Raw genomic sequence first — 18,645 nt, forward strand, 5'->3', positions numbered from 1 at the left:
GTAGCGTTCCAGAGGCAGGCCGCACCCGGTGTGACCTGCGAAGAACCCCCTCCACGCGACGAAGGCGGAACAGCCGTGCCCACCACCACCCTGCGCACCCTCAACGGCCTCGACGACAAGCCCGCCGCGCTCGGCGGGGCGACGCTGCTCCTGATCGACTACCAGAACACCTACACCCGCGGTGTGATGGAACTGACCGGCTGGCGCGAGGCCCTCGACGCGGGCGCCGAACTGCTCGCCCGGGCCCGGGCCGCCGGTGCCACCGTCATCCACGTCGTCAACGACGGCGGCCCGGGCACCCCGTACGACGTCCGCGCCGAGATCGGACGGATCCACCCGGACGTCGCCCCCGCCGAGGGCGAGCGGGTGGTCGTCAAGCAGGCCCCGGACGCCTTCGTCAGCACCGAGCTGGGCGAGCTGGTGGACGCGGCCGGACACCAGGACGTGGTGATCGCCGGATTCATGACCCACCTGTGCGTCGCCTTCACCACCGCCGGGGCCTTCCTGCGCGGCAACCGCCCCACCGTCGTCGCCGACGCCTGCGCCACCCGCCCGCTGCGGTCCGGCGGCGCGGAGCTCACCGCGGATCAGGTCCACCGGGGCGCGCTCGCCACGGTCGGGGACCTCTACGGGGTGGTGGTGGAGTCGGCCGCCGACCTCGGCTGAGGCCGGTCACCACCGGTCGGGCCCGCCCGCCGGCGGCGGGCCCGGTCCGTCATCCGCACCCGCCGCCGGCGGGACGAGTCTCGCCGCGCCCGGCCCGTTCCGCCATGGATTCGGTTCTCGCCGAACGGTCTTGCGGACCGGGCGCCCGCGGGGTGACGATCGCGTCCGTGCTGCGAATCTTCTTCGGTGCGGACGACCTGGAACGGATCCGGGTCGCGGAGCGCCCCGACATGTCGATGGAGCTGTCCCTCAGCGTCCACGCCCTGGTCAGCGGCCGCTGCGACCCGCGCTTCCAGGCCTGGCGCAACCGGCTGCGGGCGTCCTGGAACCCGCGCACCGCGCTGCTCTTCGACCTCTACACCCCTTCGGCGATCCCGGAGTTCCTCACCGTCCGGCGGGACCCGGGCGCCACCGAGAGCGCCACCGCCGGGGCACCCGAGGAACCGCTCCGCGACCACCTGCGATCCGTCGGCGGAGAACGGCAGTTGAGCGCCTTCGCCCGCGGCGTGGCGGCGGGGGACCGGCGGGCCAGGAAGCTGCTCGGCCACGTCACCGCCGAGTACCAGACCCGGGCGATAGACCCCTACCGCCGGCAGATCGAGACCATCGTGACCACCGAGCACGGCCGCCGCCGCCGGAACACCGCACCGGACCAGGTCCTCAACTCGCTGCACCCGTCCGTGTCCTGGCGCCGTCCCGTGCTCAGCTTCCCGCTCGCGAACGGCTGCCGGCACGACGTCCGGCTGGACGGCCGCGGACTCCTGCTCCAGCCCTGCGTGTTCGGCCCCCGCCGTCCCGTCATCGCCCGCTTCGAGGACCCGCGCCAACAGCCCGTCCTCCTCTACCCGGCGAGGATCGGCGGCCCCTTGCAGCCCGAGTCCGAACCCACCCCCAGCCGCACCCTCACGGCCCTGCTCGGCCAGACCCGCGCCGCCGCCCTGGCGGCCATCGCCAGCCACGGCCCCTGCTCCACCAAGGACCTGGCCGCCCTCCTCGACATCTCCACCGCCTCCGCCAGCGAACACGCCACCGTCCTCGCCGACTCCGGCCTCACCGCCAAGGACCGCACCGGCCGCACCGTCACTCACCGCCCCACCCCCCTGGGCCGCGCCCTCCTCGCCGGCCACCTCCCCGCCCCACGCGCGGAGTAGCGCGCCGCGGCGATCGCGAGGCCGGTACCGGTGGGCCTCGTCCGGGATCAGGCGGGTGTCCCCAGCGTGGGCGCCGGGCGGGGTTGGCGGGGGAGGGGGAGGGTGAGGGCTTCCGGAGAGGTGGACGGGAGGGCGAGGGCGGAGGCGGTTTCGGCGGGGAAGGGGTGGAGGCCGAGGAGGGCGGTGGTGAGGCGGGTGGTGGCGCGGTGCCAGTCGGGGATGCGCTGGAGCATGGCGTGGCCGCTGCCGGTGACGGTGTAGCCGCAGACGCGGGCGCCGGCGGCGCGGCTGCGGGCGGCGAAGGCGCGGGTGTCGGCGGGTGGGGTGACGGTGTCGCGGTCGCCGTGGAGGAGGAGGACGTCCCGGCCGGCGAGGTGGTCGCAGGGGTCCTCGGCGGGGCACCAGGGCGCGAGGGCGACCAGGCCGGTGACGGCCGGGTGGCCGCCGGCCCGCAGGGCGGCGCGGCCGCCCATGGAGTGGCCGACCAGGACGGTGGGCACCGGGCCGAGGGTCGAGGCGAGTTCGTCGAGTGCGGCGAGGGCGTCCAGGGCGGCGTCGGCGCGGGCGCCGTTCCAGCCGCGGTGGCGATAGCGGACGGTGCCGAGGGCGATGCCGGTGCCCGCCGTCGCCCTGGTCAGCGCGCGGACGAAGCCGTGCATGCGCAGCAGGGGGAGGTTGAGCGGGCGGGGGCGGGCGAGGTTGTGCTCCTCACCGCCGTGGAGGACGAGGACGGCGGCCCGGGCCGCCGGGGGGCGCACCCGCCAGCGCAGCGCGTCGTGAGTGGCCGCGCCCGTACTGCTTGTCGTCACCTCTGCACCGTCCAGCTCCGTAACCCGTCACCTGCACGGGACCCGTGACCCGCCAACCCCCGGGCCCCGGCCCGGACCGCCACTGTACGCGGGCGTACGGGCGGCGTGTTCACCCGAGGGAACCATCCCGCCGACCGGGCGCGCGCGGGAGCGGCGGGGGGCTGCTATCCACGAAGGGTGGGGGGTCGACCGCGCCGTTCTGGCGCCGTGTCACCGAGTGGAGGACTCCGTGGCTCAGCAGCTCGCACTCTCCGTCGACTTCGGGTCGGGTTTCACCCAGGCCTGGTCCAAGATCGCCAAGGTCATTCCGCAGTTCCTCGCCTTCCTGGTGATCCTGGTCATCGGCTGGTTCGTGGCCAAGGCGATCGCCGGGGTCCTGGACCGGGTGCTGCGCCGGATCGGATCGGAGCGGGTCGCCGAGCGGGCCGGGATGGCCCGTTACCTGAGCGGCTCGAAGTACGACATGACCGGCATCATCTGCAAGATCGTCTACTACGCGATCCTGCTGATGGCCCTGCAGCTGGCGTTCGGCGTCTTCGGCCCGAACCCGATCAGCGTGATGATCCACGGCATCGTCGCCTGGCTGCCCAGGGGCATCGTCGCGGTCGCGATCGTGGTGGTGGCGATGGCCATCGCCAACGCCGTGCGCGACATCGTCGGCAACGCGCTCTCCGGTGCCGCGTACGGCCGCACCGTCTCGACGGTGGCCTGGGGGTTCATCGTGGCGCTCGGCGTGATCGCGGCGCTCGGCCAGGTCGGGATCGCGACCGCGATCACCGGTCCGGTGCTGATCGCCGCGCTCGCCACCATCACGGGTGTGCTGGTGGTCGGCGTCGGCGGTGGTCTGATCATGCCGATGCGCCAGCGCTGGGAGCGGTGGCTGGACAGCGCCGAGCAGGAGACCGCCCGGCTGCGCGGCAGCGCGTACCAGGCCGGCCGCTCCGACGCGCTGACCAACCAGCCGGCGCGGCCGACCACCCAGACCGGCCAGGGCTACCCGCCGGCCCCGGGCATCGACCCCGGTCAGGACCGCTGAGGGCCGGCGGCCGTCACACCCCCAACAGGCCCTGCTCGCGCACCAGCCAGCAGATCGCGGTCAGCCGGGTGACGGCGTAGTCGTAGCCGACCGGCTCCCGCCAGCCGATCTCGGTGAGCGCGTCCAGGAAGCCCAGCGCGTAGTCCGACAGTTCCTCACGGTCCAGGGGCCGGGGCGCCAGCTCCGGCCCCTGCGCGTACAGCAGTTCGCGCAGCATCGCCGCGTGCTGGTCGACCGCCGCGACGAAGCCGGGCTCGAAGGCGAACTCGGCCAGCCGGGGCGTGAAGGCGGCCACGATGCCGGGCAGCGGGCAGCCGGCCGGCCCGTCGGGGGAGGGCCGGTAGGACTCGTCGGGGGTCGCGAACATCCGTCCACGGTAGGCGAGCGGCCGAGCGGGCAGGCCGGGCTGTGACGGTTCCGTGCTGAGACCTTGGCCACCTCCGGAACGTTCCGTGGCATGGCCGGTTCCCTGCGTTTCCGAACCGGCGGTCCGTACCAGAATGGTCCGCATGGATCTTCGTATCTTCACCGAGCCCCAGCAGGGCGCGACCTACGACACCCTCCTCCGGGTGGCCCGCACCGCCGAGGAGCTCGGGGTCTTCAGCGCCTTCTTCCGTTCCGACCACTACCTGAAGATGGGCGGCGTCGACGGCCTGCCCGGCCCCACCGACGCCTGGATCACCCTGGCCGGCCTCGCCCGCGACACCAGCACCATCCGCCTCGGCACCCTGATGACCGCCGCCACCTTCCGGCTGCCGGGCGTCACCGCGATCCAGGTCGCCCAGGTCGACGCGATGAGCGGCGGCCGGGTCGAGTTCGGCCTCGGTGCCGGCTGGTACGAGGCCGAGCACACCGCCTACGGCATCCCCTTCCCGAAGGAGCGGTTCGGGCGGCTGGAGGAGCAGCTGGAGATCATCACCGGGCTGTGGCGGACCGAACTCGGCGACACCTTCGACTTCGCCGGGAAGTACTACACGCTCACCGACTCGCCCGCGCTGCCCAAGCCCGTCCAGGAGCACATCCCGGTGCTGGTCGGCGGTCTGGGCCCGAAGCGCACCCCGGCGCTGGCCGCCCGCTTCGCCGACGAGTTCAACCTGCCGTTCGCCTCGCCGGAGGACACCGCCGCCCAGTTCGGCCGGGTCCGGGACGCCGTCGAGCAGGCGGGCCGTTCGGCCGACGAGCTGGTGTACTCCAACGCCCTGGTGCTCTGCGTCGGCCGGGACGACGCAGAGGTGGCGCGCCGGGCCGCCGCGATCGGCCGCGAGGTGGACGAGCTGAAGGAGAACGGCCTGGCCGGCACCCCGGACGAGGTCGTGGAGAAGATCGGCCGGTACGCGGCGGTGGGCAGCCGGCGGTTCTACCTCCAGGTGCTGGACCTGGGCGACCTCGACCACCTGGAGCTGGTCGCCTCCCGGGTCGCCCCCCAGCTGGGTTAGCGGCCCCGGGGCGGCGGTTCCTCGCACCCGCCCTGACCACTGGCCTTTACTCGTTCTTGGGAATGCGCCATGCTCCAGGGACGGTAACGGCGGGGGAGGACCGGGTGACGGGCGTACGAACACCGCGGGCGGCGGTGCCACGGGTGCCGCCGCCCCGCGGCGCCGACGGCCGTGGTGCCGGCAGTCGGGTGGTCCGCAGCGGCGTGCACGGGCTGCGCGGCCCCGGACCGGCCGTCCTGCGCTACCCCGCCGGTGACCTGCTGATCGTCACCGGCCTGCCCGGCAGCGGCAAGAGCACCCTGATGCGCCGCTGCGTCCGCGCCCCGCTGGTCGACTCCCAGCTGGTCCGCGAGGAGTACGCGGCCCGGCTGCCCGGGCGGCTCCCGTACGCGCTCTACCGCCCGCTGGTCCGGCTCGCCCACTACCGGCGGCTGCGCCGGGCCGTGCTGGACGGCGGTCCGCTCGCGGTGCACGACTGCGGCACGCTGCCGTTCGTCCGGGCCTGGCTCGTCCGGGCCGCCGAACGGCAGGGCCGCCGGGTGCACCTGCTGCTGCTCGACGCCGACCCGGCCGAGGCCCGGGCGGGGCAGCGGCGGCGCGGGCGGCGGGTCTCGCGCTACGCCTTCGCCCGGCACCGGGCCGCGGCCGCCCGGCTGCGGCGGCTGCTGCTCGGGGCGGGGCGGCCGCCGGCCGGCTGTGCGTCGGCCGTGGTACTCGACCGGGGCGCCGCGCGCGCCCTGCGGGAGATCGACTTCTCGGCGTCGTAGTCTCGTGCGCGTCCGCGCCGGGCGCCGGGCGCCGGCGGTTGCCGGTGGGCGGGCCCGATGGGCGGCCGAAGCCCCGTCGACTCCCCCGTCAGGAGCGCTGATGCGCCGTACTGCCCGGGTGCGCTCGCGTGCCCCCCGCCTGTTCCCCTGCGCCGTCGCGCTGGTCGCCGCGGCAGGCCTGAGCCAGTTCGCGGCGCCGGCCCCGCACCGCGCGGTGGCGGCGGCCGTCTGCGAGGGCGGTGACGCCGCGGCCCGCAAGCCGGCCGGCAGCCGGGCCGGCGGGGACCCGAACGCGGTGAGCGCCGACCGGGCCCGGGCGATGCAGGCGGACCTGGCGGACCGGCTCGCCGAGCTCGGCCCCACCCACGTCCCGCTGGCCGCCGCCCCGACCGGCATCCCGGTGTACGTCCACGTGATCCACGCCGGGGACGCCGGCCGGCTCGACGAGGGCGTCGTCGCGGCCCAGATCGACCACCTGAACGCCACCTACGGAGGCCAGGGCGAGGGCAACACGCCGACCCCGTTCCACTTCCGGCTGGTGGGCACCGACTGGACCGACAACGCCGGCTGGTACCACGGGCTGATGCCCGGCTCCGCCGCCGAGCAGGCGATGAAGTCCGCCCTGCGCAAGGGCGACCAGGGCACCCTCAACCTGTACACCGCCCACCTCGGCGACTCCCTGCTCGGCTGGTCGACCTTCCCCGACGCCTACCGCACCCGGCCGGCCGACGACGGCGTGGTCGTCCTGGACGACTCGCTGCCCGGCGGCCCGGCCACCCACTACAACGAGGGCAACACCGCCACCCACGAGATCGGCCACTGGCTCGGCCTCTTCCACACCTTCCAGGGCGGCTGCCTGTTCCCGGGCGACTACGTGGACGACACCCCGCCCGAGCGCACCCCCGGCTACGGCTGCCCCGAGGGCCGCCACAGCTGCCCAGGCGGCGGGCTCGACCCGATCCACAACTTCATGGACTACAGCTACGACTCCTGCATGACCCAGTTCACCCCGGGCCAGGTCCAGTTGATGACCAAGTCCTGGGCCGCCTACCGCAGTTGAGTCGGTGGCAGGGCGGTGGGGGCCCGGCGTGCGAAACGCCGTACCCGGCGCGGCAATTGCCTGCCATTTGTCCGATTTGATCTATGTTTGGCGGGTTGGGACGAGCAGGAGCAACCGAAGGAGACACGGCATGACTGGCAGCCCCCGGATCGTCGTCGGTGTGGACGGCTCGCCCGCCTCGGAGCAGGCGCTGCGCTGGGCGGTCGACTACGCCAAGGCCGTCGGCGGGACGGTCGACGCGGTCGCGGCCTGGGAGTACCCGGCCTTCTACGGCTGGGGCGGCACGAGCGTGCCGGCCGAGGTGTACAACCCGGAGGAGCTCGCCGGAAAGACCCTCTCGGAGAGCGTCCTCAAGGTCATCGGCCAGGACGCCGGCGTGCTGATCAGGGAGAGCGTGGTGCCCGGCAACGCGGCGGGCGCACTGCTGCAGGTCGCCAAGGGCGCGGCGCTGCTGGTCGTCGGCAGCCGCGGCCTCGGCGGCTTCTCCGGCGTGCTGCTGGGCTCGGTCAGCCGCCACCTCACCGAGCACGCACCGTGCCCGGTGGTCGTGGTGCGCGAGGGCTACGTCGAGGGCGGCGCCCACTCCCTGTAGCCGCCACCGGGGGCGGCGCCGCGCCGGGCCGCCACGCGGACCAGAATGGAGTCATGCCAGAAGGTGACTCCATCTACCGCGTGGCGGCCCGGCTGCACGACACCCTCGCCGGACAGCTGCTGACCAGCGCCGAACTGCGGGTGCCCGCGCACGCGACCGCCGCGCTCGCCGGGCGCCGGGTGCTGGAGGTCCGCCCGCGCGGGAAGCACCTGCTCACCCGCCTCGAAGGCGGCCTCACCCTGCACACCCACCTGCGGATGGACGGCCGCTGGGAGGTCTACCGGCCCGGCGAGCGCTGGAGCGGCGGCCCCGCCTGGCAGATCCGCGCCCTCCTCGGCACCGAGCACGGCACCGCCGTCGGCTACCGGCTCCCGGTCGTCGAACTGCTGCGCACCACCGACGAGGGGCGGGCCGTCGGCCACCTCGGCCCCGACCTGCTCGGGCCCGACTGGGACCCGGTCGAGGCCGTCCGCCGCCTCCTCTCCCGCCCCGCCCGGCCCCTCGCCGAGGCCCTGCTCGACCAGCGCAACCTGGCCGGCATCGGCAACGTCTACGCCAACGAACTCTGCTTCGTGGCCGGGGTGACCCCGTGGACCGAGGTCGGCGAAGTCCCGCATCCCGACCGGCTGGTGGCGCGCGCCCGGCAGATGCTGGAGGCCAACAAGCTGCGCCCCGGCCACATCACCACCGGCGACACCCGGCCCGGCTACCGGCACTGGGTCTACGGCCGGGCCGGGCGGCCCTGCCCGCGCTGCGTCACGCCCGTCCTGACCGGGCGCCAGGGCGACGCCCCGCGCGACCGGGCGGTGTTCTGGTGCCCGTACTGCCAGCGGGGACCGGCCCCGGTGGGCAGGGGCTGACCGGAACCGTCCCCGCCGGGCTCGGAACTCCGGCCTGACCGGCCCTACGCGCGCTCCACCAGCGCGGGGTGGCGCGGGTCGTCCACCCGGACGACGACGTCGGCGGCCCCGGCCGGCCCGGTCTCCGCCTCGTAGCGGGCGAAGGCGGGCAGCGTCCACTGCCGGTCGGCCGGGGTGCGGCGCGCCAGTGCGGCCGGGGTGAGCGCCAGATGGACGGTCAGCTCCAGCGGCAGCCAGCGGCCGAGCAGCAGCGCGCCGTCCAGCAACAGCACGCCCCCCGGCGGGAGTTGGACGTACGGTGCCCGGGTCGAGCGGTCGGTCGCCGGGTCGCGCAGCGAGGGCAGCACCCGGCCGCTGCCACCCGGCTCCAACGGGTCCAGCACCTCGCGCAGCAGGGCGCCGTCGTCCAGCCAGAGGTCGTGGAAGGCGTCGGAGTCCTGGTGGCCGTACTCCAGCCGAATCGAGGCCGGACGCAGGAAGTCCTCCGCGGACACCCGCAACGCGGGGCGGCCGCGCAGCCGCAGCGGCTCCACCAGGGCGTCGGCGAGCAGCCCGGGCCGGGCGGCCGCGGCGCCGTCCACGGCGATCCGCAGCCACCGCTCGCCGGCGCCGGGCAGCGCGGTGATCCGGTCGGCGAGCAGCTCGGCCAGCTTGTCGGGGGAGATCGGGCGTACCTGCACCAGGCCATCCTGCCGTCCGTCGGGCCGTCCGGGTCAACGGGGGCGGGGCGTCAGGCCGTCGGGATCGCGTGCAGGACGTCGTCGTGGCCGGCGTAGAGGCGGGTCCCGTCGGTGGCGACGGTCCACACGTCGCGGCCCGGGCCGGAGTCGTGGAAGGTCCAGCGCGGGCGGCCCGTCGCGGCGTCGATCGCGCAGACCCCGACGGCCGCCGGTCCCGGGACGTACAGCGTGCCGCCGACGACCAGCGGGCGGCTACGGCTGTCCAGCGGGAACGGCAGCTTGCGGGACCACAGCACGGCACCGGTGGCCAGGTCGTTGCAGGTGACGACGCCGCTGTCACGCGGGACGAACACCCGGGCGCCGTCCGGGACGGGCGGCAGCGCCCGCCAGGACTCGCCCCGGGCGGGGAAGTGCGTCCAGCGGGGCTCTCCGCCGGGGCCCAGCATGCGCACCCCGCCCGTGCCGTCGGGGACGAGGAAGCCGTCGCCACCGGCGACGCACCAGCGCAGGCCCTCCGGGCCGGGGGCGGTCCACAGTTGCCGCCCGGTGGCGGCGTCCCGGACGGCCAGCTCGGAGCCGTCGCCGAGCGAGCGGGCGCAGGCCAGCAGGCCCGCGCCGCCCCCGGTGGCGGGGGCGACCGGCTGCTCCTGGTGCGGGGCGGCGACGGACCAGAGCACGGTGCGCTCGTCCAGCCCGAGGGCGAAGAGCCTGGTGCCGGGGAAGAGCTCCTCCTGGCGGAACGGGGCCCAGGCGAAGCCGTAGAGGACGCCGGTCGCCGTGCAGGTGAGCTGGAGCCGGGTGGACAGCTCGTCGGGCAGCGGCAGGCTCCAGTCGCCGGCCGGATCGCTGAGGTGACGGGCGTCCAGGTGGCCCTTCGACTCGACGCTGAACAGGTGGTCCGGCCCGATCGCGACCTTCCCGCCGGACGGCTCGGCGTCACTCGGCCAGTTCGGGGGCGGCGGCGGGTCGAACACCAGCAGCCGGCCGGGGCCGCCGCCGACCGGGTCGAGGACCTGCAGGCCGGCCTTCGACAGGAACACCGGGCGCCGCGGCGCGGCGACCAGCCGCTCGGGGGTCATCGCCTGCTCGCCCCGGTACGTCCACAGCGGCGTCGGCCCGGACACCGCGGTCGGTACCGGGAGGGGCGGCCGCGGCACCGGCCCGCCGTCCGAGCGGCCCAGCGCCCACACCGCTCCGCCGACCGCCAGCAGCCCGGCCCCGGCCAGCAGCCCCCGCCGGCTCAACCGCGGCCTGCCCCCGCCCCCGCTCCCGCTCCCGCCGAGCACGTCCGCGGGCGCCTCGGCCCCGCCGGCCGCCTCGTCCCACTGCCACGAACCCTCCCGCGCGGCCCCCTCGGACGACGGCGACTGCATACCGCTCCCACCTCCACCCCTGGCGGCCTCGGCGCCACCGCTCGCCGGGAGGATATCGAACGGTCCCCGAACCATCCGAGGACATCGCCGTGCCGCACTAGGCTGTGGCGCAGCACAGGCCCGCGCAGGAGACCGGGGAGGTCCGCCGTGACGGCCGAGATGATCGCACCCGAGTGGATGCACCGGCAGATCACCAGTGAGGAGTACGACTCCTGGACTGAGGAACAGTGTGCGGGGATCGAGATCGTCGACGGCATGGTCGTTGTGAGCCCCAGCGCCTCAAGGCGTCACAACCGGATCGGACGCCTTCTGGCGAACGCCCTTGACAGGGCGGGCGGTGAGGAGTGGATCGCGGACACCGACTTCGACGTGCGGCTCCAGGACGTGCCGCTCAACAACCGTCGGCCCGACGTGGTGGTCTACCGTGTTGACGCTTTCGACGCGCCGCTTGTCAGACCGGAGCACGTGCTGCTGCTGGTGGAGGTTGTCTCGCCGGGCTCGGAGACAACCGACCGGCTGGTCAAGCTCGACCAGTAGTGCGAAGGCGGGTATCCCCTTCTACTGGCGGGTCGAGCAGGCGGCGGGCCGGGTGCCGGTCGTCCACACCCATCTGCTGGACGCGGAGAGCAGGACCTATCGGGTCGGTGAGGTGTTCACCGGACTGGTGAAGGCCGCCGTGCCGTACCCGGTGGAGGTCGACCTCACCGAGCTGCCGTAGGCCCGTCACCTGCTCGGGGGAGTACGTCCATCGGGTGTTCGCGGCGTTCGGGCTGGTGCGGGTGGGGTCCGTGGGCCGACCGGGGCGGTGGCGGCTCGCCTTGACAGGGGTGCGGGCCGGACGTAGCAAGGGAGCATGCGCCATCCGCAGGCGGCCGGCGGGGCCGCCGAGCCGGCCCGCGGGGCGGGCCCGGAGACGGCTTCGGAACCGGTCCTGGAAACGGCTCCGGAACCGGTGTCGGTGGCGCCCCCGGAAGGCGACGCACTCCCCGACGCACTCCCCGACGCACTCGCCGACGCCGACGCCGTGCACGAGCGTGACGCGTTGCTGGCGAAGGCCGTGCGGCGGGTGCTGGGGTCCACCGGGGCGTACGCGGCGATGGTGTACCTGCGGTCGCGGGACCGGCGGTCGCTGGTGCTGCGCACCGTCGCCGGGGTGCCGCTGTCGATCATGAGTCCGTTCCGGCGGATCGCGGCCGCCGGGCCGTTGCCGGTGGCGGTGTGCTTCCGGACCGGCCGGAGCGTCACGCTGTCCGACCCCGAGGACACCATGCGGCGCTTCCCGCAGCTCGCGGTCGGGCTGCCCTACGACTTCGCCTCGGCCTTCGTGCCGGTGGAGCACGGCGGGGAGCGGTTCGGGGTGCTGAGCGTCCTGTGGCCGGCCTCGGACGACGGCGTGCCGGCCCACGAGGGCGAGCAGCTGGCGCCGATCGCCTCCCGGCTGGGCGCCGGGCTCTCCGAGCTGGCGGCGGCCGGGCAGTCGGTGGAGCCGGGGAGCGACGCCGCGGTGGTGGAACTGCCGCCGCCGTCCGCGCCCATCACCCGGGTCGGGCTGTTCGACTGGGACGTGGTCACCGGGGCGCTGGCCGCGGACACGCAGTTCCGCGCGATCTTCGGCCTGGCGCCCGGTGAGTTCGACGGCACGGTGGGCTGTCTGACCGGGCGGATCGCTCCCGGGGACGTACCCGAGTTCCGGGCCGCCGCCCGGACCGCCCTGGTCAGCGGTGAGGTGCTGGCCGCCCGGGTGCGGGTGCTCGGGCCGGGAGGGCACCCGTACCCGGTGGAGCTGTGGGCCCGGGTGCCCGGCGCGATCGCCGGGGGCGGGACCCACCTGGTCGGCGCGGTCCTGGACGTGCGCACCCTGACCGCCGCCGCGGCCGCCGTGGAGCGGCTGCGCGAGGGCGTCTTCTCGCTCGACCCGGACGGCCTGGTCGGTTACGTCAACCGGGCCGCCGAGCCGCTGCTGCGGGCGACCCGGGAGGAACTGGTCGGCCGCCGCCCCTGGGAGGTGCTGCCCTGGCTCGCCGACCCCTTCTACGAGAACCGCTACCGCGCGGCCCTGCTCTCCCAGCAGCCGACCACCTTCCTGGCCGCCCGCCCGCCGGACGCCTGGCTGGCCTTCTCGCTCTTCCCCGACGGGCACGGCATGACCGGCCGGGTGGTCGCCGCCGAGTCCCCACCGGACGCGGCCGAAGCGCCGGCCGGGCCCGGCCCGGGCGCCGGCCGGGGAGGCGTGGGCAGCACCCACCACCTGCTCCAGCTGGCCAGCGCGCTCACCGAGGCGGTCACCGTACGCGACGTGTGCCGGGCGGTGGCCGAGGAGATCCTCCCGGCGTTCGGCGGCCAGGAACTCGCCATCTACGGGGTGCACGGGCAGCGGCTGCACCTGGTCTCGCAGGCCGGTTACCCGGACGGCTTCCTGGACGGCTTCGAGGGCACCCCGATCGACGCCCGCGTTCCCGGCGCCGAGGCGCTCAGCACCGGCAGCCCGATCTTCTTCGAGTCGGTCCGCGAACTCGCCGCCGCCTACCCGGGCCTCGCCCTGGACGAGATGGGCGCCTGGGCGTTCCTGCCGCTGATCGCCTCCGGCCGTCCGGTCGGCAGCTGCATCCTCGGCTTCGACCGCGCGCGCTCCTTCACGCTGGAGGAGCGCGGGCTGCTCACCGGTCTGGGCGGCTTCATCGCCCAGGCGCTGGAGCGCGCCCGGCTCTACGACGCGGAGTTCGCCGTGGCCCGCGGCCTCCAGCAGGCCCTGCTGCCGCACCGGCTGCCGCGGGTGCCCGGCATCCGGACCGCCGCCCGCTACCTGCCCGGCACCCAGGGCATGGAGATCGGCGGCGACTGGTACGACGCGATCGTCACCGGTGCGGACCTCACCCTGGTGATCGGCGATGTCGAGGGCCACAGCGTGGCCGCCGCCGCCGCGATGGGCCAGCTGCGCAGCGCCGTCCGCGCCTTCGCCAGCAGCGGCGAGCCGCCCGACCAGGTGCTCGCCCGTACCAACCGGCTGCTGCTGGACCTCGATCCCGGCCTGCTCGCCAGCTGCTGCCTGGTCCGCCTGACCCCGGCGGACGGCACGGCGCGGATCGGCCGGGCCGGGCACCTGCCGCCGGTCCTGCGCCACCCGGACGGGCGGGCCGAGGCGCTGTACGTCTCCGGCGGGCCGCTGCTGGGCGTGGACGAGCGGGCCGCGTACCCGGTGAGCGAGCTGCGGCTGCGGCCCGGTTCGCTGCTTGTCCTCTACACCGACGGCCTGGTGGAGGACCCGGAGGTGGCGATCGACCAGGGAGTGGACCGGTTGCGGGCCGCGCTGGCGCACGGCCGGGCGGGGGAGGAGCTGGAGGAACTGGCCGAGCGGCTGCTGCGCGAGGTCGGCTCCACCGGGCGGGTGGACGACGTGGCGCTGCTGCTCACGGCCTTCGAAGGCACCGGGCGGGCCGGCGGACCGGCGACTTTCGTCGGCGCGGACGGCGACGAAGGGTGACCGCGGCCGCGTCGGCCGGCCGGTTAGCCTCGACGGGTGGAAGCAATGGCACGGGCCTGGTCGAAGGCGGTACGGACGGCGCTGCCGGGGCCCTGGCGGCCGCGGCGGGTGGTGGGCGAGGCTCTGCTGGCCGTGTTCATGGGCGTGGTCGCCGCTCTGCTGGAGGTGCTCTCCCGGACCGACCTGGCGGTACCGTTCGGGCTCGCGGTCGCCGCGCTGTGGGTGCTGCGGAAGGGTTTCCCGGCCACCGTGCTGGTGTTGACCGGGGTGATCGCAGGCTGGTCGCTCGGGCCGATCGTGCTGCTGGTGTGCGCGGGTTGGGCGGCCGGGGCGCGGATCAGCCGGGTGTGGCGGCTGGTCGGCGCCTTCGTCCTGAGCTATCTGATGTTCTCCACGTTCGGGATGCTCAAGGACGGTGCCTCGGGTGCCTCCAAGCTGATCATCGGACTGTCGCTGGGCTTCTTCCTGGTCTTCGCCGTCCTGCCCGCGCTCTACAGCCGCTACCGGGCGCAGCGCCGCGCCCTGCTGGACGCGCTGCGGGAGCGCAACGACCAGCTGGTGCGCGAGCGGGCGATGGTGGTCCACCAGGCGCGGCTGCGCGAGCGGCACCGGATCGCCCAGGACATGCACGACAGCCTCGGCCACCAGCTCGCGCTGATCTCCGTGCACTCGGGCGCGCTGGAGGTGGACCGCACCCTCAGTGACCGGCAGCGCGAGGCCGTCGGAGTGCTGCGTCAGGCGGCGGTCGCGGCGATGCGCGAGCTGCGCGAGGTGGTCGGGGTGCTGCACGACGAGTCGACGGCGCTGCCGCCGGCCGTCGGCGCACCGGGCGCACCGGGCGCGCCGACGGCCCGCGGCGGGGTGGACGGGGTCGAGGGGCTGGTGGACTCCTCCCGGGCGGCCGGGGCCGAGGTGGCGTTCTCCACCGAGGGCGAGCGGTGCGCGCTGGCGGCCGCGGTCGACCACGCGGCCTACCGGATCGTGCAGGAGGCGCTCACCAACGCGCACAAGCACGCCCCCGGCGCGCCGATAGCGGTCGCGCTCCGCTACGAGCCGGACGCGCTGGTGGTGGAGGTGACCAACCCGGGCGCGCCGGTGCTGGTCGGCGCGCACGCCGGCGCGGGCCCGGTGGTGAGCGGCGGGCAGGGGCTGACCGGCTTGCGGGAGCGAGCCCGGTTGGTCGGCGGCATGGTGCACGCCGGGCCCACGCCGGAGCAGGGCTTCCGGCTGGCGGCCGTCCTCCCGTACCAGGGGGCGGAGGCCGAGGGCGGCGCCGCCCCGGCGGGCGAGGAGGACTGGGAGTTCGGCGGCCTGCCGCCGCAGGACGGGACGGACGGCCGGCGGCGCCGCCCGGCGCTCGGCTGCGCGGCCGGGGTGGGCGCGGTCACCCTGGTGCTGGCGGGCCTGACGGCCTGGGGCGTGACGGCCTTCGTCCGGGGCGCCGGCGACTCGACGGTGTCGCAGTCGGTCTACGACGGGATCCAGCCGGGCCAGTCGCGGGCCGAGGTGCTGCGCCGGCTGCCGCCCGGCAACGACTTCTTCACCGCCGACTACCAGGGCGCCGGGCCGCCCCGGCCGGAGGGTTCGCACTGCCGCTGGTACTCGCTGGCCAAGGACGAGCCCGGTGACTCCTGGCTGGACAACCACGTGGCGCGGTTCTGCTTCAGGGACGGGACGCTGGCGGAGAAGGTGGAGTACGTCGCCAAGGACTGACCCCCGCCCGCACCGGCCCGCATCCCGGCCGCCCCGTCCTCCGCCCCCGCCGCCGCCCCGGCCCGGGAGGGAGGCGGGGCGGCCGGGATGTGAGGATGGTGCCCCAGTCGCATCACCGTTCGAGGGGAATGACCAGCGTGATCCGAGTCCTCGTCGCCGACGACGAGCCGCTCATCCGGGCCGGGATCAGGATGATCCTCGGATCGGCCGACGACATCGAGGTGGTCGCGGAGGCCGCCGACGGCCGGGAGGCGCTGGACCTGGCCCGGGCGCACCGGGTGGACGTCGTCCTGCTGGACATTCAGATGCCGGTGATGGACGGACTGACCGCGCTCCGGGAGCTCGGGAGGGTCGCACCCGGCGCACGGGCGATCATCCTCACCACCTTCGGGGAGCGCGAGAACGTCCTGCGCGCCGTGAGCGAGGGCGGTGCCGGGTTCCTCCTCAAGGACACCGCGCCGAACGAGCTGATCCAGGCCGTCCGGGCGGCGGCCGGCGGGAACGCCTTCCTCTCCCCGGCCGCGACCCGGTACATCGTCGACTCGCTGGCCTCCGGGCGCAGCGCCTCGGCGGCCGCCCGCGGCGCGGAGGCGCGGCGCCGGCTGGAGGTGCTCACCGCGCGCGAGCTGGAGGTGCTGGGGCTGCTCGGGGAGGGCCTGTCCAACGCGGACGCGGGGGCCCGGATCCACATGAGCGAGGCCACGGTGAAGACGTACGTCAGCCGGATCCTGGCGAAGCTGGGCTGTGAGAACCGGGTCCAGGCGGCGCTCCTGGCGCGGGACGCCGAGCTCGACGGCCGTCACTGAGGGAGTTCGTACCGTCACCGAGCGCGCCGGCAGTGGCGGATGCCACTCAACTGCCGCCCCGAAGCGGGAACTCCGGATACCGCGGTGACGGTCCGTCAGCGGCCGGTCGCGGACGGTCGATGGTGTGCGGGACTTTACGGATGGACAGATGTGAGCGTTGGCACGGAAATTGATCGTTAGGCCCTGAGAATGCGGTCAAACCCGGTCAAACCGGGCGCGATTTCTTGATCGATACCGCCGGTAACAGTCAACTGACCTGCGAAGACCAAGAACTGCTTGCTGCGCCCCGGACATGCCCCTAGCTTTCTTGGCGGCGCAACGAGCGCCACCCGGGTTCACCCCGACGCACCGTCCGCCGACTGACCACCGGCGCGAGGGCGGTGCCCGCCGACGAGACCGGCTCGAACAGGCCGTCGGCGAGCGGAGGTGACCGGGGCGGCACGGCACGTCCGACACGTGTCCGGCCGCCCGACGAGTGAGGTGAGCGTGACCGACCGGCCCATGTCCCGGGCCTGGTTCCGCCTGCCCGCCCGGGGCTTGTCGAGAGGACATTCATGACTTCCCGTCACGAGACCGCCGCTGCCACCGACACCACCGCCACCGGCAAGCGCAACCGCCTGCGGATGGCGGTCGTCGCAGGTGCCGCAGTCGCGGCCCTGCCGGTGGCCGGCCTCGTCACGGCCACCTCGGCCTCCGCCGCACCCTCCTCCACCTGGGACGCCGTCGCCCAGTGCGAGAGCGGCGGGAACTGGAGCATCAGCACCGGCAACGGCTTCCACGGCGGACTGCAGTTCACCCCCTCCACCTGGGCCGCGTACGGCGGGACCGCGTACGCCTCCCAGGCCAACCAGGCGACCAGGGCGCAGCAGATCGCCGTCGCCGAGAAGGTGCTCGCCTCGCAGGGGCCGGGCGCCTGGCCCGTCTGCTCCAAGAAGGCGGGCCTGAGCAAGGGCGGCGCCCCGGCGGCCGCCGACACCTCCTCCGACCAGGGCTCGGCCGACGCCCAGCCGGCCGCCAAGCACGCCGCGAAGGCGGCGCCCAAGGCCCCGCAGCAGGCCGCCCCGAAGGCGAAGCCGCAGGCTCCGAAGGCCGCGCAGGGCCGTCCGTCGGCCAAGCCGGCGGAGTCGGCGCCCGCGGCGGAGAAGAACACCTCCGGTGGCAGCTACACCGTCAGGAGCGGTGACACGCTGAGCGGGATCGCCGCCAAGTTCGGCGTCGACACCGAAAGCCTGTACGGGAAGAACGTCCGCACCATCGGCGCCGACCCGGACCTGATCTTCCCGGGTCAGACCCTCACCGTCTGACGCCCCGCCGCGCCGCGCCCCGCCGCGCCCCGCCGCGCTCCGGCGCGGTCCGGCGTGGTTCGGCGCGGCCGAGTGGCCACCCCAGCTCAGGGGTGGCCACTCGGCGCGTTCGGGCGAACTCCCCGTCAGTAGGGTTGGCTGATGGTCCGACTGGTCAGTGACAGTGAGCTCACCGCCTCCTCGGTGGTGGCCAACAGCACGATGAACCGCGAGCGCGGGCTCGGCGGAGTGAACAGCTACGCCCGCGAGCTCGGTTTCGACCCCGCCGCCTGGTTGCGGGAGCACGGTGGGGCCGCGCCAGGCTGGCTGGACCTGTGCAGCGGGGAGGGCCGGGCGCTCGCGGAGGCCGCCCGAGTGCTGCCCGCGGCGGCCGAGCTGACCGGGGTCGACCTGGTCGGTCCGGTGGGGCGCGCCTTCCGGATCCCGCAGCCCGGCCCGCGGCTGCGGCTGGTGACGGCGGCGCTCGCGGACTGGGCCCCCGAGCGGTCGTACCACCTGATCACCTGTGTGCACGGCCTGCACTACCTCGGCGACCAGCTCGGCGCGATCGCCCGCGCCGCCTGCTGGCTCACCCCGGACGGCCGGTTCGCCGCCCACTTCGACCCCGAGTCGGTGCGCCGGCCCGACGGTTCCAGTGCGGCCCGCCCGGTGGTGGCAGCGTTGCGGGCCGCCGGGTTCGACTACCGGGCGCGCCGTCACCTGCTGCTCCTGGACGGCGGGCGGCCGGTCCGGCTGCCGTTCGAGTACGCGGGCGCCGACCCGGCGGCCGGCCCGAACTGGACCGGGCAGCCGGCGGTCGGTTCGTACTACCGCTACGCGCCCCCGGAGCGCCCGGAGTCGTAGTTGAACGTTGAACGCAACGTCCGAATGCCGCCGGAGATGTCAAGGAATCCGGAACAGGATCGACTCAC

The 18,645-nt window shown here is 75.0% G+C and carries 17 protein-coding genes and 1 pseudogene; 14 read left to right on the plus strand and 4 right to left on the minus strand.

What is annotated here, in order from left to right:
- Positions 1-75: 75 nt before the first annotated feature.
- Complete coding sequence (locus ACZ6Z8_RS17340) at positions 76-666, plus strand: isochorismatase family protein (RefSeq protein WP_465610590.1); 591 nt, start codon at positions 76-78, stop codon at positions 664-666.
- A gap of 167 nt (positions 667-833) precedes the next feature.
- Positions 834-1,817 (plus strand): hypothetical protein, encoded by a 984-nt coding sequence (locus ACZ6Z8_RS17345; protein ID WP_465610592.1) that lies wholly within the window; start codon positions 834-836, stop codon positions 1,815-1,817.
- Between the two features lie 47 nt (positions 1,818-1,864).
- Here the strand turns inward: ACZ6Z8_RS17345 and ACZ6Z8_RS17350 are convergent, their stop codons facing one another.
- Positions 1,865-2,626 carry an alpha/beta hydrolase gene (locus tag ACZ6Z8_RS17350; RefSeq protein ID WP_465610594.1) on the minus strand — a complete coding sequence of 254 codons (762 nt, stop codon included), beginning with the start codon at positions 2,624-2,626 and terminating at the stop codon, positions 1,865-1,867.
- A gap of 229 nt (positions 2,627-2,855) precedes the next feature.
- Here ACZ6Z8_RS17350 and ACZ6Z8_RS17355 point away from each other — a divergent pair, with 229 nt between their 5' ends.
- The gene (locus ACZ6Z8_RS17355) at positions 2,856-3,662 is read left to right on the plus strand and encodes a mechanosensitive ion channel family protein (protein WP_465610596.1); all 807 of its coding nucleotides are present in this window, start codon (positions 2,856-2,858) and stop codon (positions 3,660-3,662) included.
- A gap of 13 nt (positions 3,663-3,675) precedes the next feature.
- Here ACZ6Z8_RS17355 and ACZ6Z8_RS17360 read toward each other — a convergent pair whose 3' ends face one another.
- Positions 3,676-4,029 carry a DUF6401 family natural product biosynthesis protein gene (locus ACZ6Z8_RS17360; protein WP_402823608.1) on the minus strand — a complete coding sequence of 118 codons (354 nt, stop codon included), beginning with the start codon at positions 4,027-4,029 and terminating at the stop codon, positions 3,676-3,678.
- Between the two features lie 142 nt (positions 4,030-4,171).
- Between ACZ6Z8_RS17360 and ACZ6Z8_RS17365 the strand changes: the two genes are divergently transcribed.
- The 5 genes from ACZ6Z8_RS17365 (at position 4,172) to ACZ6Z8_RS17385 (ending at position 8,377) form a co-directional block, all read left to right on the plus strand.
- Positions 4,172-5,098, plus strand: coding sequence for an LLM class F420-dependent oxidoreductase (locus ACZ6Z8_RS17365; RefSeq protein ID WP_465610598.1), 927 nt, complete (start codon positions 4,172-4,174; stop codon positions 5,096-5,098).
- Positions 5,099-5,241: 143 nt separating this feature from the next.
- Positions 5,242-5,865 carry a P-loop nucleotide/nucleoside kinase family protein gene (locus ACZ6Z8_RS17370; protein ID WP_465610600.1) on the plus strand — a complete coding sequence of 208 codons (624 nt, stop codon included), beginning with the start codon at positions 5,242-5,244 and terminating at the stop codon, positions 5,863-5,865.
- 100 nt (positions 5,866-5,965) lie between these two features.
- Complete coding sequence (locus tag ACZ6Z8_RS17375) at positions 5,966-6,925, plus strand: zinc metalloprotease (RefSeq protein ID WP_465610602.1); 960 nt, start codon at positions 5,966-5,968, stop codon at positions 6,923-6,925.
- Positions 6,926-7,055: 130 nt separating this feature from the next.
- Positions 7,056-7,517: a universal stress protein gene (locus ACZ6Z8_RS17380; RefSeq protein WP_465610604.1), complete on the plus strand. Its 462-nt coding sequence runs from the start codon at positions 7,056-7,058 to the stop codon at positions 7,515-7,517.
- Positions 7,518-7,570: 53 nt separating this feature from the next.
- Positions 7,571-8,377, plus strand: coding sequence for a DNA-formamidopyrimidine glycosylase family protein (locus ACZ6Z8_RS17385; RefSeq protein WP_465610606.1), 807 nt, complete (start codon positions 7,571-7,573; stop codon positions 8,375-8,377).
- 44 nt (positions 8,378-8,421) lie between these two features.
- On the opposite strand, the gene ACZ6Z8_RS17390 is transcribed toward ACZ6Z8_RS17385, so the two are convergent.
- Both ACZ6Z8_RS17390 and ACZ6Z8_RS17395 read right to left on the minus strand, forming a co-directional pair.
- Entirely contained in the window at positions 8,422-9,057 is a 636-nt protein-coding gene (locus tag ACZ6Z8_RS17390; RefSeq protein WP_465610608.1) for a nucleoside/nucleotide kinase family protein, read from the minus strand.
- A 50-nt stretch (positions 9,058-9,107) separates the two neighbouring features.
- Entirely contained in the window at positions 9,108-10,430 is a 1,323-nt protein-coding gene (locus tag ACZ6Z8_RS17395; protein WP_465610610.1) for an outer membrane protein assembly factor BamB family protein, read from the minus strand.
- A 147-nt stretch (positions 10,431-10,577) separates the two neighbouring features.
- Here ACZ6Z8_RS17395 and ACZ6Z8_RS17400 point away from each other — a divergent pair.
- From ACZ6Z8_RS17400 to ACZ6Z8_RS17425, 6 genes and pseudogenes are all read left to right on the plus strand, one after another.
- Positions 10,578-11,148, plus strand: a pseudogene (locus ACZ6Z8_RS17400) (Uma2 family endonuclease).
- A 135-nt stretch (positions 11,149-11,283) separates the two neighbouring features.
- Positions 11,284-13,911, plus strand: a complete 2,628-nt coding sequence (locus tag ACZ6Z8_RS17405; protein WP_465610612.1) for a SpoIIE family protein phosphatase — start codon at positions 11,284-11,286, stop codon at positions 13,909-13,911.
- A gap of 45 nt (positions 13,912-13,956) precedes the next feature.
- Positions 13,957-15,624, plus strand: a complete 1,668-nt coding sequence (locus ACZ6Z8_RS17410) for a sensor histidine kinase (RefSeq protein WP_465611116.1) — start codon at positions 13,957-13,959, stop codon at positions 15,622-15,624.
- A 137-nt stretch (positions 15,625-15,761) separates the two neighbouring features.
- Positions 15,762-16,430 carry a response regulator transcription factor gene (locus tag ACZ6Z8_RS17415; RefSeq protein WP_465611117.1) on the plus strand — a complete coding sequence of 223 codons (669 nt, stop codon included), beginning with the start codon at positions 15,762-15,764 and terminating at the stop codon, positions 16,428-16,430.
- Positions 16,431-16,984: 554 nt separating this feature from the next.
- Complete coding sequence (locus ACZ6Z8_RS17420; RefSeq protein WP_465610614.1) at positions 16,985-17,734, plus strand: LysM peptidoglycan-binding domain-containing protein; 750 nt, start codon at positions 16,985-16,987, stop codon at positions 17,732-17,734.
- A 141-nt stretch (positions 17,735-17,875) separates the two neighbouring features.
- On the plus strand, positions 17,876-18,577 hold the full coding sequence (locus ACZ6Z8_RS17425; protein ID WP_465610616.1) for a class I SAM-dependent methyltransferase: 702 nt from the start codon (positions 17,876-17,878) through the stop codon (positions 18,575-18,577).
- The last annotated feature ends 68 nt before the right edge of the window (positions 18,578-18,645 follow it).

The organism is Kitasatospora sp. NPDC101108 (assembly GCF_055584725.1).